Annotated in this window: 19 protein-coding genes; 18 read left to right on the top strand and 1 reads right to left on the bottom strand. The window is 49.1% G+C overall.

All coding sequences use genetic code 11. The features are described from left to right. Window positions 1-298 precede the first annotated feature (298 nt). The 11 genes from DWZ67_RS16455 (at window position 299) to DWZ67_RS16410 (ending at window position 8,918) form a co-directional block, all read left to right on the top strand. Window positions 299-883 carry a hypothetical protein gene (locus tag DWZ67_RS16455; protein ID WP_035449829.1) on the top strand — a complete coding sequence of 195 codons (585 nt, stop codon included), beginning with the start codon at window positions 299-301 and terminating at the stop codon, window positions 881-883. Beyond that, complete coding sequence (locus DWZ67_RS20490) at window positions 864-1,346, top strand: hypothetical protein (protein WP_243635179.1); 483 nt, start codon at window positions 864-866, stop codon at window positions 1,344-1,346. The genes DWZ67_RS16455 and DWZ67_RS20490 overlap by 20 nt, the downstream gene beginning before the upstream one ends. A 124-nt stretch (window positions 1,347-1,470) precedes the next feature. Then, on the top strand, window positions 1,471-2,589 hold the full coding sequence (locus tag DWZ67_RS16450) for a Clp protease ClpP (RefSeq protein ID WP_243635178.1): 1,119 nt from the start codon (window positions 1,471-1,473) through the stop codon (window positions 2,587-2,589). Window positions 2,590-2,608: 19 nt separating this feature from the next. After that, complete coding sequence (locus DWZ67_RS16445; protein ID WP_120139331.1) at window positions 2,609-3,844, top strand: hypothetical protein; 1,236 nt, start codon at window positions 2,609-2,611, stop codon at window positions 3,842-3,844. Between the two features lie 11 nt (window positions 3,845-3,855). Continuing rightward, the gene (locus tag DWZ67_RS16440) at window positions 3,856-4,455 is read left to right on the top strand and encodes a hypothetical protein (RefSeq protein ID WP_120139330.1); all 600 of its coding nucleotides are present in this window, start codon (window positions 3,856-3,858) and stop codon (window positions 4,453-4,455) included. Window positions 4,456-4,589: 134 nt separating this feature from the next. Next, on the top strand, window positions 4,590-5,480 hold the full coding sequence (locus DWZ67_RS16435) for a hypothetical protein (RefSeq protein WP_120139329.1): 891 nt from the start codon (window positions 4,590-4,592) through the stop codon (window positions 5,478-5,480). A gap of 3 nt (window positions 5,481-5,483) precedes the next feature. Then, entirely contained in the window at window positions 5,484-6,101 is a 618-nt protein-coding gene (locus tag DWZ67_RS16430) for a hypothetical protein (protein WP_120139328.1), read from the top strand. Then, window positions 6,073-6,360 (top strand): hypothetical protein, encoded by a 288-nt coding sequence (locus DWZ67_RS16425; RefSeq protein WP_057254485.1) that lies wholly within the window; start codon window positions 6,073-6,075, stop codon window positions 6,358-6,360. The genes DWZ67_RS16430 and DWZ67_RS16425 overlap by 29 nt, the downstream gene beginning before the upstream one ends. Then, window positions 6,353-6,955 carry a hypothetical protein gene (locus DWZ67_RS16420; RefSeq protein WP_120139327.1) on the top strand — a complete coding sequence of 201 codons (603 nt, stop codon included), beginning with the start codon at window positions 6,353-6,355 and terminating at the stop codon, window positions 6,953-6,955. The genes DWZ67_RS16425 and DWZ67_RS16420 overlap by 8 nt, the downstream gene beginning before the upstream one ends. Before the next feature lie 10 nt (window positions 6,956-6,965). After that, window positions 6,966-7,178: a hypothetical protein gene (locus tag DWZ67_RS16415; protein WP_005828986.1), complete on the top strand. Its 213-nt coding sequence runs from the start codon at window positions 6,966-6,968 to the stop codon at window positions 7,176-7,178. Between the two features lie 12 nt (window positions 7,179-7,190). Beyond that, window positions 7,191-8,918 (top strand): hypothetical protein, encoded by a 1,728-nt coding sequence (locus DWZ67_RS16410; protein ID WP_120139326.1) that lies wholly within the window; start codon window positions 7,191-7,193, stop codon window positions 8,916-8,918. 512 nt (window positions 8,919-9,430) lie between these two features. Here the strand turns inward: DWZ67_RS16410 and DWZ67_RS16400 are convergent. Further along, window positions 9,431-9,727, bottom strand: coding sequence for a hypothetical protein (locus DWZ67_RS16400; RefSeq protein WP_057253957.1), 297 nt, complete (start codon window positions 9,725-9,727; stop codon window positions 9,431-9,433). A 15-nt stretch (window positions 9,728-9,742) separates the two neighbouring features. On the opposite strand from DWZ67_RS16400, the gene DWZ67_RS16395 reads away from it, so the two are divergent. The 7 genes from DWZ67_RS16395 (at window position 9,743) to DWZ67_RS16365 (ending at window position 13,854) form a co-directional block, all read left to right on the top strand. Then, window positions 9,743-9,940, top strand: coding sequence for a hypothetical protein (locus tag DWZ67_RS16395; protein ID WP_120139324.1), 198 nt, complete (start codon window positions 9,743-9,745; stop codon window positions 9,938-9,940). A gap of 34 nt (window positions 9,941-9,974) precedes the next feature. Next, complete coding sequence (locus DWZ67_RS16390) at window positions 9,975-10,367, top strand: ArdC family protein (protein WP_057253963.1); 393 nt, start codon at window positions 9,975-9,977, stop codon at window positions 10,365-10,367. A 52-nt stretch (window positions 10,368-10,419) separates the two neighbouring features. After that, window positions 10,420-10,911: a hypothetical protein gene (locus DWZ67_RS16385; RefSeq protein WP_120139323.1), complete on the top strand. Its 492-nt coding sequence runs from the start codon at window positions 10,420-10,422 to the stop codon at window positions 10,909-10,911. Between the two features lie 50 nt (window positions 10,912-10,961). Further along, window positions 10,962-11,552, top strand: a complete 591-nt coding sequence (locus DWZ67_RS16380; RefSeq protein WP_120139322.1) for a RadC family protein — start codon at window positions 10,962-10,964, stop codon at window positions 11,550-11,552. 133 nt (window positions 11,553-11,685) lie between these two features. Continuing rightward, entirely contained in the window at window positions 11,686-12,282 is a 597-nt protein-coding gene (locus DWZ67_RS16375) for a phage holin family protein (protein ID WP_243635177.1), read from the top strand. After that, complete coding sequence (locus DWZ67_RS16370; RefSeq protein ID WP_120139320.1) at window positions 12,266-12,766, top strand: hypothetical protein; 501 nt, start codon at window positions 12,266-12,268, stop codon at window positions 12,764-12,766. The genes DWZ67_RS16375 and DWZ67_RS16370 overlap by 17 nt, the downstream gene beginning before the upstream one ends. Then, window positions 12,760-13,854 carry a hypothetical protein gene (locus DWZ67_RS16365; RefSeq protein WP_120139319.1) on the top strand — a complete coding sequence of 365 codons (1,095 nt, stop codon included), beginning with the start codon at window positions 12,760-12,762 and terminating at the stop codon, window positions 13,852-13,854. Before DWZ67_RS16370 ends, DWZ67_RS16365 begins: the two co-directional genes overlap by 7 nt. The last annotated feature ends 7 nt before the right edge of the window (window positions 13,855-13,861 follow it).

Genomic DNA, 13,861 nt, shown 5'->3' with positions numbered 1-13,861 from the left:
TCTTTATAAATCAGTGTTTTATGTTATAAAAAGATGTTCTACAAGCTTCTACAAATTTCTACAAAATGCTGCTTTTCTGTATTTCTTCTACAAATAGATACTTTGTAGAAGGTTTTTCTACACTTTTTCTTTTATACTAAAACCGTTATGTTGTTGATATATAGGTAATTTTATACTTTGTAGAAAGTGTAGAAGGTGTAGAGGGCAAAATGTGCCTGCTCCAATAGAAATAAAAAACAAGAGAGTGATGAATATATTAATCAATATGCGTATTTTTGTATAAAAATCAATACTTTAAATGACGAAGAAAGACCGATTTGTTTGCTGGCTCCCTTGCAAGCCTTATGTCAAGCAATTCCTGCTGTACAATTTCAATGCCCCGGACGACACTTGGACCGAAATAGTCAATCTGTCCCCGGACAAGGAGCTACAGAACGACTTCCTTTCCAGGCTTGCAAAACCCGGACGATACGAGAACAGATACCGGAACCTGGCACGATATACCGCCAACGTGGCGGTGGAGATACGCCGTGATGACTTCTACCGATACGGATGGGCGATGTCGAATACCGAAGTGGTGGCGTTCGGCAGCAAGGTGGAGAGACGGATCAAGCAGATGCTTTTCCTCTATCTCGACACCCATGTCAGTATCGGAATCCCACTCTCGACCGCCATCCGCAACTTTCAGAACAGCTTCGGCTTTGATGACGACACCTGGTCTTATGAGACTATCCGCAGGGAGTATAACCGACATGGATATAGGAAAACGGTGGAGAATACCACGATTTTAGACTTTATTAACCGTATAATTTTGGGGAAGTTGTCCGAATTCGGGACAATTTCCCAGCAGGGAAAAATGGCTTATGAAAGCAATGCATTATGATTTTGAAAACGTCGGAGGATTGTTGCAGGTGATTGCCGTGCCTCCGGCCTCGTTCGTGCAAATCCGTAAGGACTATGCCGCCGGTTTGAACTATCTGGAACTCCGCAACCGGGAAGATATTGTTTCCATACCGGTATATGCCAATGACACCTATTCCTATAATGAAGACAAGGAGGTGAATGACGCGGGAGACTGCTGGAACGTTTCCATTGAAGGGGTGATTCCGAAACTTTCCCCGGCAAACCATCAGCTGATGGAGATGCTGGAGCGTGGCTTGTGGTATGTACTGGCAGTGGACGGCAACGGGGCGGTCCATTGGTGCGGGCAGGAGGACGCACTCATGCTGTTCGCCACAAACAAGACAAGCGGACGTTCCGTGTCGGAACGGAACAGCACCTCATTCACGTTCACCTGCATCCAGGATGAACCGACCGTCTATATTGAAAACATGGAGGAAATATAACCGTACGGCTTCCTTTGCTGACACGCAACACTCTTTCAGTCAAACATTTATCTGTCCGCTGACGGTACCCGATGTCCTTGGGTACCGTTTTTTTTGCGTTTTTCTTTGCGCAAAAATAAGTTTTATGAACGAGACAGTTATCACATTATTCGGAACGATTGACCGGTATTGGTACAATAAAAATTATCTGAAATACTTTCTTGATAAGGCCAAAGGCCAGCCCGTACGCCTGAAGGTTTCCAGTTATGGCGGTGATGTGGCCGAAGCGGTTGCCATGTCCGCCCTGATGGCCGAGCACGGCAATGTGACGGTGGAGTTCATCAGCTTCAACGCTTCGGCAGCCACTGTACTGGCATTCGGTGCCAAGTCCATCGAGATGCACGAGGACGGCATGTGGCTGGCGCATAAATGCAGCCTGGGAGTGGACATCTGGGGCCAGCTCAATGCGGACCAGTTGGAGGATACCATCAAGGAACTGCAGAACAAGAAGAAGAGCGCGGAAGCCATTGACCTGATGATTGCACAGAAGTACATCAACCGTAGCGGCAAAAGCCTGAAGGACATTATCACCTTGATGGAAGAGGAACGCTGGATGCCTGCCGCCGAAGCCAAGGAATGGGGATTCATAGACAAGATCATTCCCGGTACCCATAAAAAGCCGCAGGTGACCAATGAAATGACCGACTGCTTCACCGCGCTTGGTCTACCGTTGCCGGCTATCGATTCGGAGGGGAAGCCGGAACCGGAAGGCCGTGACAAAAACTTGGTCTCCCAGATTATCGACGGTATCAAAGGGTTGTTCCCTACCGGCAACAAGACTGACATTTCTAATTCTTCAAATACAGTTATGCGTAAAGAATTTACTTTCATCAACCAGATCCTCAACAGCGAAGGCATTGAGGAAAAAGACGGCAAGATGTTGCTTACCGTAGAGAATCTGCAGGCCATCAACGACGCCGCCAAGGCCGCCAACGAAGCGAAGGCCAAAGCGGAGAATGACCTGGCTGTCGCCAACACCGCCAAGAAGACTGCCGAAAACAGTCTGACGGCAGTCGTGAATGACCTTGACAGCCTGAGTGACAGCGTCAGGAATGCCGCCGACAACAAGGCCAAGGTACAGGTTATCCGTGATATCGTGGCCAAGATTCCCGGAACGGCAACCGCCAGTCATCAGGAATCGAACGAAGACAGCAAGTTTGCCGATATCGCTACGGATCCGATCAACAGTTATGAGAATGAATAACATCTAAACTATTCTATTTATGGATTTTAAAGCACCTATTGACATTACCACGGTTCTGACCGCGGTAAAAAAGCACAGAGACATCCTGAAGGCGGTCGATAAGCTCGACGCTTCGGAGGTATTGAAACATTTCACTCCGGTACCGGGCATTACCGATTCTCTTGAATTGGGCAAGGTAGAGGGTGGAAGTATTTCCAGCAAGTACACCGGTAAGTTTACAGCTGGCAAGTATCTGGGTAAGATTGTTCCCCGCCGCTTGGTAGTACGTCCGGTTGTGATGGAGATGTCCGACGAGCCGGAACGCTACCGCCGTACCTACATTGCCGAGGTTCCCGGTACACTCCGCAAAGAACATCCCTTCGAGCTGTGGCTGATCAACCACGGGCACGAACTGGCATCCAATGATTTGCTGTTTGCCATCTTCACAGCGAAATACAGCGCTGATGAGAACAAGACGGACATTCAGGACTCTTTCGACGGTATCGGTACCATTATTACCGAAGGTGAGGCAGTCGGGGATATCTCCAGTGCCGAGGGCAACGTTTATACTACCGGTGAACTGACTCGTGCCAACATTGGCGAAAAGTTACTGGAGATGTGGCGTCACATGCCGCGTACCTTCAAGCGCAAGAAGAACATCAAGATGTTCATTTCCGATGATTTGGGCGACATGTACGATGACTGGCGCAAAGATGAAGGTACTATCGTTATCGGATTAAAAGAAGATACTTCCGATACACAACACCTGCTCGGTTCCAACAACCGTTGTGAGCTGGTACGTGTTCCGAATCTTCCCGATGGCAGCCAGTTCGTCATGCTGACCACTAAAGGGAACATTTGCTACGGCTTTGACAAAGAGAGTGATTTCAAGTCTATCAAGCCGTTCTTCTCCGGTAATCCTTATACGTTTGATGCTGCGGGCAAGTACGTGATAGGCTTCCAGTTCGTATCGGTACATAAATCGGAGTTCTGCGTCAATGACCGTCCGGTGGATCCTGAAGGTAGCAACCCGTTCGGATATATCGAGGTCACAATTGCACCGGATGAAGCGAAGGCCAACGGTGGCAAATGGCGTATTCAGGGTGAAGAGGGCTGGCGTGATTCCGGCACGTATGTAGCGGTTCCCGGTGGTAAGGAATATACCGTCGAGTTCCTGGAAGCTGCCGGATATACCACTCCTGCCGTGCAGAAGAAAACTCCTGCTGCGGGTGCAGTAGAGAAAGTGACGGGTACATACGTTGTTAAATCTGAATAAATCCTGTGACTATGGCAGAAGTAGACCCCAAATTATGTATTGCCCTTGATGACATCAACGAGGCAATGGACTGCAACAGTCAGGGTAACATGGCGGGAATCGTACCGTCCGTTATCTTCGGCTATCATGAAGACGTGGCAACATGGCCGGACTATCCGAAAAAGACGGATGCCCCGCTTTCGCTTGAAGAAGCCGGCACACTGGTCGGAGACCTTGTCATGAAGGAAGGCAGGCGTGCTTATAAGATGGATTTCACGGACGACCTGGCGGAATTCAAGATTACGGATCAGGGAGAAACCGGTGGTGAGTCATCACTGATGGACTTGAACATCATTTCTCCCAAGATGCGGAAGAAGGTATTCGGTTTCGAGAATGCCACCAAAGGCCGTAAGATGTTCTTCATCGTGACCGACAACAACGGTACAAACTTCCTAATGGGTGACAAGCGGCGCGGTGCCATGCGTGCCTCAGGAGACGGGGCCACCACCGGAACCGGCAGTAGCGGACGCAATCAAAGTACGCTTCACTATACCTTCGCTACCCCCATCAAGTGCGTGTATGAAGGTGACATGGAAGACATTCTTACTGTGAAAGCTGCACCCGGAGGCTGATTTTTGTTTCTTCGTCTGGTCAGTTGGCTGTTTATGTCCGTCTCCGGATTCTTTCCGGGAGGCGGACATTTTGTTTTGTCCTATCCCGGCAATAAAATTCGCAACATCTTTGTATAACGTTAATATCAAGAATCATGGCTGAAATTACAAATGCTTATATCGAAGCCCGCAGAGAAGGTATCGCCTGGCTGAACTCTGCTAAGAGAGAATACAATGTTGGTGTGGCTATCCTTGCTAAATCAGGTTACAAGACAATCGTATCATCCAAGTTGGCTAAATTAGGCGAAAAGCCGCATACCCGCGAGAAGCTGGAATACGAAATCCGGCAGATGATTAAAGTCTGGTACCATCCGGATGACCCGCGCTTTGAGGATGTGGACCTGGCGGATGATGCGGTGCCCGGTAATGACGGCCGTTCCGAGACGGTTCCCGAAGAAACGGCGGCGGCCATCGTTACCATTGCGGAAAAGGAACTGGCACGCGAAACGGATGAACAGCCCGCTTATCCGCCTGTCATTGCCAAAATCATCTATGATTTCCGGGAATGCTACAATGAACGTTCACGGCTGCACCGGTTACTGTCCGAACAGGGTGAGACCAATACGGCGGCTGTATGTGCACAGCGCAAGGATATTGTTACCCGTATAGCCTTCCTCTCCAACCGCATGACATTGCTAGTGGCCATCAAACAGCAATATGAGCAGAACAAGGAGTTGCCGACTGACAAGCAGCTGGACGAACTCTACCAAAAAGCGGATACTCCCGAAGAAAATCCGGAAAAGGAAGAGGATGAGACCGATATCAGTTCCCTTTCCGTGGAAGAACTGAAGAAAGCGAAATCCAATGCCAAGAGCAAGATTACCAAGGCAAAAAACATGTTGTTGTACTCTTCGGAGAGCAAGCCTAAAGACGGCAAGGAAAATCCGCTTCCGGACTGCCCCAAACGCGTGAAATACGAGAAGAAGGTGGCTGCCCAGGAAGCACTGGTAGAAAAGATAGAATATCGTTTGGCGGAACTGCAATAGGTTATGTTGGTCTGTTGCAGCGAGATTGAGAATAAGATGATGCCGGCGGATGACGCAGTAAGCCCTATGCAGGGAGACCGATACCCGGCAGGCTACATCCGCCGAACGGATGCGGCAGCCTCCGGCCATGACCTGGTTGCGGAGAAGCTGCTGCATCCGGACGCCATGGGGGTGCTGGTACCCGGCAGGGACAAGCATTTCTACTCTTCTGGAGCATTTAACCTGATCCAGCTGATTTTATATATTTTGAAGCAGACGGGTCCGGCACATCTGTTCCTGACAACCTATTCCATCTCTATGGATAGCATCAACGCCCTTCATCGCAAGGTTGAGACTGATGAGTTGCTATCGGTACGGTTCCTGATCGATAATCGTGTACGCAGCATCTCACCCAAACCGTTCGATTATCTGGTGACCACGTTCCCGGACTGCTACCGTTGCCTCGCGCTTCATGCGAAGGTGGCGCTGCTGTATAACGAGGACTGGAAGATTACCGTAGTGGGCAGCCAGAACGCCACGCACAACCCGAAGCTGGAACGTGGAATCATCCATACCGGCAGAGATATTTTTGATTTTGACTTTAAAATGCTGAATGATGAATTTGACTCAGGAACAACGTGAGGAGATAGAGAAGATGGCCTATCGTTTGATCCCTCCGGGGCTGATAGCCATCAATATCGGTGCCGATGAGACGGACTTTCTCGCGGAACTCCGCACACCGGGCACCGAAGTCCGGACCGCCTTCTACCGGGGGCATCTTCGCCAGACGGTCGAACTCCGGGAGTCACTCATCAAGTCGGCTGTCAATGGCAGCAACCCGGCACAGCAGGAGCTTGTCAAGTTCATCAAATCGCAACAGCAGTATCTTGAATATGAATAACAACCGTCTGACGGCATCCAAAAGCAAGGCCGCACTGGAGGAGCAATCCTATGACCTTATACAGCAGCACATCATCGACCCGGAGAACAGTCCGCTGCCGGAGCATCTGCGTGTACAGTGCAACCGGGTGTTGCAGATAGCACGCCTTCTGGATGACTATCCGAACGAGAGCCACATCATCAACATCATGCTGGCAAAATACCGTATCTCGCGTACCCAGATAAGGAAGGACATCGCCCTGGCAAAAGAGCTGTTCAAGACACAGCACCAGTTCGATTGGGACTTCTGGTATTCCTGGATGATCAAGGACCAGATTCAGCTTATCCGGGATTGCAAGCTCAAAGGTGATCTCAAGCAATGGAACAACGCCAAGAAAGTGCTGCATCAGATGATTGGTGAGAAGCCGGCTTCCGTCGAGGACCCGCGACGCATGGAGAAGAATGTATTCTACATCCAGATCAACAGTATGGGGCAAAAGGTGGATATTCCCCTGAATGCCATCCGCAACCTTTCCCAGGAAGAGCAGAAGGTTCTGGTGGATTCGATGTACACGCCTATCGACGACGCACAAGCGGAAGAAATAATGAACTCATAACAGATTACCCATGAAAAAATTGACAAACAAACGACTCATCTCTTACCTGGTTGACCATAAGCACATTGATATGGTATCGGTCAGCAAGACACAGATTGTCTGTACCGTATCTGCCAGGTTCAGGCCGGAAGAGGTGCCGCAGCTGCTGGCTGATACCGGACAGGACATGCCCCGCATGACCTCCTCCGAAGGTGTGAACTACATTGTTTTCCCACGATATTGATACGGCAGGACAATGGACGAAAACGTCTGGGAAGAGGTCATACAGGTCAATCCGGCGCAGGCGGCATTTCTCGTGATGCCGTACAAGAACGGATATGTCATCTACTCGCGTGCCACGGGTAAATCATTCATTACCGGTGCCGTGATAGATGACAACATCCGGCTCATGCCGCGAGGGATTACTACGCTCACCCAGGCCACCATTGGGCAGGCGTTGACTAAAACCCTGCCTTCAGCGTTCAAGATGCTGGAGATGCTCGGTTATAAGCAGTGGGACCCGGTCAGCAAGACCGGTGACTATGTGGTGTGCCGCCGTCCCATCGAGGGATGGTACAAGCCATACGAGCACATCATGTCATTCGAGTACGGCATCAGCTTCAGCAACGGGCACATGCTCTACATACTTACCCAGGGCGGTAACAGCCGCGGTCCTAATGCGGACTACAACATCACCGATGAAGCGCTGACGCTCGATAAGGAGAAGTTCGACCAGGAGGCGGCGCCGACCAACCGGGGTAATGAACACATCTTTGGCCGCAAGTCCGGGAATCCCGTTCTGAAGCATCACGGCAACACCTTCCTATCCTCCATGCCTTACACGCCCGAACAGAAATGGTTGCTTGAACCGGCCAAGTATTATGAAGAAGAACGCGGCATCCGGCTGTTTGATGTCTGGAACAGGATTGTGCGGTTACAGATGCAGCTCATTGATGCAAGGATTGCGAATGATGCGGGACTGTTCAAGGAGATTTGGAACGAGACCGTCCGTCTCAGGCAAAGTATCACGCCGTTCGTTTCACGTGACGGCACGCTCTTTATCCTTGGCTCTATCTTCGACAACATCGCCAATGTGGGCATGAACTATATCCTGAACCAGTACAAGGTGATGGATAAGCTTTCCTTCATGATAGAGATCCTGAACTTCATGGTAGATAAGATTGACAGCTGCTACTACCAATTGGATGAACGCCATATCTATTACAATGCAACCAATGACGACTATATCCGTGACTTTGCCGAAGATCATAACTACAACTGGCAGCAGCTTGCCAATAACGATGACAGCCGGCGTGACCTGGACTGCAATCCCAACCAGCCGATAGAGCTGACACCCGACTGGGGTAGTGCCGCCTCATTCCTGGAAGTGGCGCAGGAGCGCAACTATGACTTCGTGACGAAGCTGCTGACACGTGAGCCGGTGGACAACAACATCAACGAGTTCTTCGTCAAGCGTGATGAAGAGGATGACACCATGGTGAACGCGCTGATGGACAAGTTCTGTCACTACTACCGTAATCATATCAACAAGCACTTGCATTATTACCGTGACCGTTACGGGGATGCACGCCGTGCCAACAACAAGAAGTCCTACAACGAGCTTGCCATCGAGCGTCTGGAGAAACACGGGTGGACGGTGGAACAGCACACCCATGCGGGCATGGAGCCGCCGCAGCATGACAAGTACCTGCTCTGGGCTTCCATCCTGGCAGAGAAAGACGAACGGTTCCCGAAGAAGCGTTTCAACGGCTCGAAATGCAAATATACACTCATCTCCATGAACAATACGCGTGTCATCGAGGACCGCGAGGGGCGTTTTGCCAAGGATAAGCGTAGCGAACGCAACCAGTCCATCCTTCCGGAAGAAGCCACCCACTTCGGTGATGCGGTAGATAAGCGTGTATGGACGAAGTACGGGCACCTGCTTAGGCAGGCATACGGATTCGTGGACGCACGTATCTGATTCACCTCATACACATACATCCGCAATCACAATCGCAATGCTTATGGCAGGACTCGCAACGTCCGCAATGGGAATCGCTGCACTTCAGGACAGGCTATCGGGCACAGGACTGCCCGAGGGGGCACCCTCCTTGTCATATTTCCTTACTTCTTGCGCTTTTGTTTGCGTTTTTGGATAGGGCGCGGTCGGCAGAAACTTCCGTTTCTGTTTCCATTCGGATGGAAAGAGGTGTATTCTGTATTCATTATCAAAGGAGTATATTTCTTATAACATTCATTAACAAAGAGTACGGCGCGCGCAAAATCCGTACTGAAGGAACAGACAGGCAAATCTATTTCCTCCAGTACGGATTTTGCGCGTCTCAGCGGTAAGTAGCGGCAGCTACTTGCGTTTGTCCGCATCCATGCAGGTAGACCCGGTCTTTTCCGTTTCAATATCTAAGGTGGAGACCGTAGAGCGGTATAGTTTTCAACTATGCGTTTCAGGCTGTTTCCTTTTCTGATTGTCGCCCTTCATTTCTGTCCCCTATCACCACGCAGTTTCGCTTTTTTGTGCTGCAAAGGTAAATGTTGACGTCGCTGGCTCAAGTTCGGGCTGGCGTTTCCGAAAAAATCTCCACCCTTCGGGTAGTATTCAGGCCGTTCCGGTTTTCTGAAAAACTTGCTCTTACTCCTTACAACACCTTTTGATGCAGCGTAAAAAAGGCGAAACATACCGCGTAGCGACAGGCGACGCAGAAAAAAAAAACTCCAATCAGGGAAACAGCCAAATTTGAAAAGGCTCACACCCGGAAGCTCAAGGTTCAACATAAAAATTGCAGCATTATGAAAACATTCACTTACAAACAGGCTATTGAGGTCTTGAACAAGTATTTCAAGGGGTACAGAATATTGAAGAAGTTTGACGGGATTAGGGAGTTGAGCATTCTTTTTCGGGATGCGAACGGGAAAAAATGGGAATTGCTTTCAACAGCCGACCCCTATTTTCAGACAGTAGAGGATTATGTGATTATAGAGGCGTAATATTTTAATACATAGAATCTTAATACATAGAATTATGAAAAAGGAAAGAGACGAAAAGAAAGAACGTGAAGCACGCTTGCTGAAAAGGCAGCAGTTGAAAACATTGTCGCAGTCTTTGGTTGCCCGTAGGGAGATGGGCGAATACATGGGCAATGAGGATGACACGGTAAACGGTCTGTTGCGGTTTCACTACGCCTGCAAAGGATATACCAACCTAAAGACTTTCAAGGAGTGGAAAGAGGCGGGCTACACCGTTCGCAAGGGAGAAAAAGCCCTGCTTATATGGGGAATGCCCATCACCTCGAAAGCGGAAAAACAGCGCATTGAGGAACTGAAAAAACAAGGCCGGGAAGAGGAAGCGAAAGAGGACTTTTTCCCCTTATGCTATCTCTTTGCCGAAAGCCAGGTGCACAAGTTAGAGAAGTAGGTTAACCACTATTTATAAATCATTAATTATTAACTTTTTAAAATTTACAACAATGGAAAAAGAAGTAAAAACAATCGGTCAGGAAGTAACTAAGGCAGTAGAAACCATGAAAGAGGCAGGCAAGCAGGAAAAGCAGCCCCAACAGCAACAAGAGAAAGCGGAAAAGCCCGATACCCCCAAGGGTAAGGGGAAGACCCCTAAAAAGGACGAGGCTGCCAAATTGCAGGAGGAAATCAACCGCAAGACGAAAGAGCTGGAAAAATGTTTGGCCGAGCTGGAACGGAAGAAAGAGATTTCCCGTAACCGTACCGCATTCATCAACGCTATGGATAAGCTGGATGAAGCGGCAGGAAAGCTGAAAGAGGACAATTCTTTTGAAACGACCCTCTATAAATTGCGGTTTGCGGACGCTTCGGGCTATGGCAGTAATAGCGACATCTTTACCATTTCTAACCGTTATTTGCTGGAAGAGTTCATAAAGTTTATGAAGAAAAAAATACAGTCGAAAATCGAAGAACTGGAGCAGCTTCTAATCAGTGAATAACAAACAGAATAGCCCACTTTCGGGTGGGCTACCTAATAAAAACGGATATTATGGAGACTTTATTTGATAGTCCATGCCGCTACATGAGCGACAGCGAACTTTTGTACGAGATTGCCAACAATAGGAAAATTGTAGCGGAAACGGAACAAAATGACGGGGAATATGACTTGGGCAGCTTGTTTTCTTCATTGACGCCCGGCCGCAAAAAGGTGGCTGTGGCCGCCATTGAATTATACAAACGTCTGCAAAGCAGGTATAGGGGGCAGAATGATATACGTTGCAGCCTGGATATATGCGCACTTATGCAGCCTTTTTTGTGGGACTTGCCGAATGAGGAATTTTGGGTGTTGGCTCTGAATAATGCTTCCCGTCTCATCAAGAAAGTACGTGTTTCTGTCGGTGGTATCAATCAGACTGTTGTAGATGTCAGACTGGTTGTGCGTGTATTGATGGAGACGGGAGCAACGCAATTTGTGGCCGTGCATAATCATCCAAGCGGTAATAAACAGCCGAGCGGAAACGATAAACAGATTACGGAAAGGTTAAGAAAAGCGGCTGAATTGTTGGATATACACCTGATGGACCATATGATAATAGCTGGTGACACTTATTACAGTTTCAGTGATGAAGGACTTTTGTAGGGAACGGGTGCAGGGCGCACCCATTCCGTTTGCTCGCACGCTCGCAAACGGAATGGGGCCCGAAAAGCGGAATGACTGGTCGTGTTGCCGTTCCTTTAACCACGGAGGGGCTTTTTTTGTCCTATGAGAGCGGATGGTTGGGTTCTATCTTTGTGACAAAAAAAGAGATATGATACGCTTTTTCACAAGATTCGTCGCCACCTATGGGTATGATTCACCGAAGGAGTTCTTTCTTTCGGTGGCTCCGAGCTTCAAGTACAACCTGCAATTTCCGGCCATCTCCTTCAGCGCCGTCACTGCCGTAGTCAGCGAATGGATAGGCATTACACCGTTCCTGGCGATGGCCATGCTCGTCGCCATTGTCTCCGAGATGTGGACGGGCATCCGGGCAAGCAAGGCCCAGGGAATAGGATTCGAGAGCTTCCGTTTCTCACGCTGCATCATCAAGCTGTGTATCTGGCTGACCATCATCTATATCACCCACTCGTTCTATCTGGAGAGCAAGGCCGGGACGGAAGAAAGCTTTGTCATGCTGCTGGCCACCCTGTTCTTCTCCATTGTCAAGGTGTTCGTCATGACCTGGTTCTGCGTCGAGCACGTGACAAGCATACTGGAGAACCTGGCGGTTATTGATGGCAAGCCGAAGGACGCGCTGATCAAGCAGGTGGGAATATTGTGGGTGACAGTCACGGATAAATTCAGAAAAAAGGCCGATGAGACGGAAGGTTAGCCATATGTTGCTTTGTGCGGTTATCGCACTTCTCTCCGGCTGGGCCGGCCACTGGCTGGGTTCCCGGAAACGGAGCATTGTCCGCGTACCGGAAACGGTGGTCAGGCATGATACGATACGCCCTGCCATTCCGGAACCGGAGGTGATTGTCCGTGAGGTACCCACAGAAGTGGATACGGCGGCTATACTGGCCGACTATTTCTCGGAGAAGCATTATCTTGATACAATTATTGAACGCCCTTACCTGAAAGTGGAGCTGACCGACGTCATATCCCGCAATTCATTGCTTGACCGCACGGTAGTGGTTGATTACCGGCAGCCAATGGTCTGCAACAACGCGTTGGTTTTGGGAATGGATGCGGGACGTTACGGATGTGTACTGTCCGCAGGGTACCGACGTAAGTCCTGGGAGTTCAAGGCGGGCTATGACTTGTACAACAGGTCTCTGGTGTTGGGCATTTCTAAAACTCTTTGGCAATGGTAGTGGACGGCATACATGATGGAGTGGACTGTTTCATCTCGGAAATCGGAGAAATAAAAATCTCAAGAATCACGGATGAACAGTTGAATGTCCGCATTGAAACCGGAGGTACGGAGATTTTCAATGAGAGCTATTATGCCTTAAAAGGCAACGTGGTGATTCATGAGATAGGGGAAATGCTTCGCAGTTACTTCTCCCTGCATAATCCGAAAGGGATGTCCAGCAATGTAGTCTCTTACTATCAGGCTCCATTGTCCATAACCGCTGTGTTTTCAGACAAGCAGGACACAGTCCGGAGGAGTTTCAATACTTATTACAGTCGTTGTCGTACATCGGTATCCCCGTCAGACGTGCTTTTCTTGACACATGAGAACACAATCCGTACAGCCCATGATAGAATGGAATACTTGACATTCAGGGTACGTGAAGGGATTTCTTTGGAGATAGGGGTGGCATACTTAGATGCCGGAAAGGAACGGTACAGACGGGTCACCAAGGACTTTGGTGCCACCAATGGTATGCTTGCTTTTTCTTTATCCCTCGAACGGGTTGCGGCATTGTCCGGCATTGGTACGACATCCATCCTCTTCTATGATGCCATGCTGGAGGAGAACGGAATTGTGAAGGATAAGGTAAGGTTTATCAATGATAAACGGCTGTACCGTAATATCACCAACTTCATTTATCGGAACGCATTCGGGATGCCAGAGACAATGGCATTCACCGGACTGGTGGAATATTCTCCCGAACTGGAAGGTGAAACGGTCGAACTGCTGCAGAGGACTGTCCGTACAGATGCCGGATACATTGACAGCCGTACGGCAAACAGCGGCTATCTGGACACCAGACAATACGGAAAGGTACTGGATCTGATAACAACTGATTCTTTGCAGCTGTATAATACGGAAACATCGACAGAAGTGGTGACCACTGACATTGATTTCTCTCACAAGCGTACCGGCAACGAGAAAATCAATGTCTCACTTACATTCCGTCAGGCATCACGCCTGCATCTGGCTTTCGAGCGTACCGGTGACAATGGTATTTATGGGCGGATATTCGACAGAACATTTGACAATACATTTGAATGATATAACG

The sequence above is a fragment of the Bacteroides sp. AF34-31BH genome, from assembly GCF_003602795.1.
Lineage (GTDB): Bacteria > Bacteroidota > Bacteroidia > Bacteroidales > Bacteroidaceae > Bacteroides > Bacteroides uniformis.
The sequence above is the reverse complement of the archived record's forward strand: the minus strand, read 5'-3'. Positions and strand labels throughout refer to the sequence as shown.

What these genes read in the sequence shown, in the direction of transcription:
- DWZ67_RS16455 (WP_035449829.1), top strand. Translation starts at nt 299, where the DNA reads ATGACGAAGAAAGACCGATTTGTTTGCTGGCTCCCTTGCAAGCCTTAT.
- DWZ67_RS20490 (WP_243635179.1), top strand. Translation starts at nt 864, where the DNA reads ATGAAAGCAATGCATTATGATTTTGAAAACGTCGGAGGATTGTTGCAG.
- DWZ67_RS16450 (WP_243635178.1), top strand. Translation starts at nt 1,471, where the DNA reads ATGAACGAGACAGTTATCACATTATTCGGAACGATTGACCGGTATTGG.
- DWZ67_RS16445 (WP_120139331.1), top strand. Translation starts at nt 2,609, where the DNA reads ATGGATTTTAAAGCACCTATTGACATTACCACGGTTCTGACCGCGGTA.
- DWZ67_RS16440 (WP_120139330.1), top strand. Translation starts at nt 3,856, where the DNA reads ATGGCAGAAGTAGACCCCAAATTATGTATTGCCCTTGATGACATCAAC.
- DWZ67_RS16435 (WP_120139329.1), top strand. Translation starts at nt 4,590, where the DNA reads ATGGCTGAAATTACAAATGCTTATATCGAAGCCCGCAGAGAAGGTATC.
- DWZ67_RS16430 (WP_120139328.1), top strand. Translation starts at nt 5,484, where the DNA reads ATGTTGGTCTGTTGCAGCGAGATTGAGAATAAGATGATGCCGGCGGAT.
- DWZ67_RS16425 (WP_057254485.1), top strand. Translation starts at nt 6,073, where the DNA reads ATGATGAATTTGACTCAGGAACAACGTGAGGAGATAGAGAAGATGGCC.
- DWZ67_RS16420 (WP_120139327.1), top strand. Translation starts at nt 6,353, where the DNA reads ATGAATAACAACCGTCTGACGGCATCCAAAAGCAAGGCCGCACTGGAG.
- DWZ67_RS16415 (WP_005828986.1), top strand. Translation starts at nt 6,966, where the DNA reads ATGAAAAAATTGACAAACAAACGACTCATCTCTTACCTGGTTGACCAT.
- DWZ67_RS16410 (WP_120139326.1), top strand. Translation starts at nt 7,191, where the DNA reads ATGGACGAAAACGTCTGGGAAGAGGTCATACAGGTCAATCCGGCGCAG.
- DWZ67_RS16400 (WP_057253957.1), bottom strand. Translation starts at nt 9,727, where the DNA reads ATGTTGAACCTTGAGCTTCCGGGTGTGAGCCTTTTCAAATTTGGCTGT.
- DWZ67_RS16395 (WP_120139324.1), top strand. Translation starts at nt 9,743, where the DNA reads ATGAAAACATTCACTTACAAACAGGCTATTGAGGTCTTGAACAAGTAT.
- DWZ67_RS16390 (WP_057253963.1), top strand. Translation starts at nt 9,975, where the DNA reads ATGAAAAAGGAAAGAGACGAAAAGAAAGAACGTGAAGCACGCTTGCTG.
- DWZ67_RS16385 (WP_120139323.1), top strand. Translation starts at nt 10,420, where the DNA reads ATGGAAAAAGAAGTAAAAACAATCGGTCAGGAAGTAACTAAGGCAGTA.
- DWZ67_RS16380 (WP_120139322.1), top strand. Translation starts at nt 10,962, where the DNA reads ATGGAGACTTTATTTGATAGTCCATGCCGCTACATGAGCGACAGCGAA.
- DWZ67_RS16375 (WP_243635177.1), top strand. Translation starts at nt 11,686, where the DNA reads ATGGTTGGGTTCTATCTTTGTGACAAAAAAAGAGATATGATACGCTTT.
- DWZ67_RS16370 (WP_120139320.1), top strand. Translation starts at nt 12,266, where the DNA reads ATGAGACGGAAGGTTAGCCATATGTTGCTTTGTGCGGTTATCGCACTT.
- DWZ67_RS16365 (WP_120139319.1), top strand. Translation starts at nt 12,760, where the DNA reads ATGGTAGTGGACGGCATACATGATGGAGTGGACTGTTTCATCTCGGAA.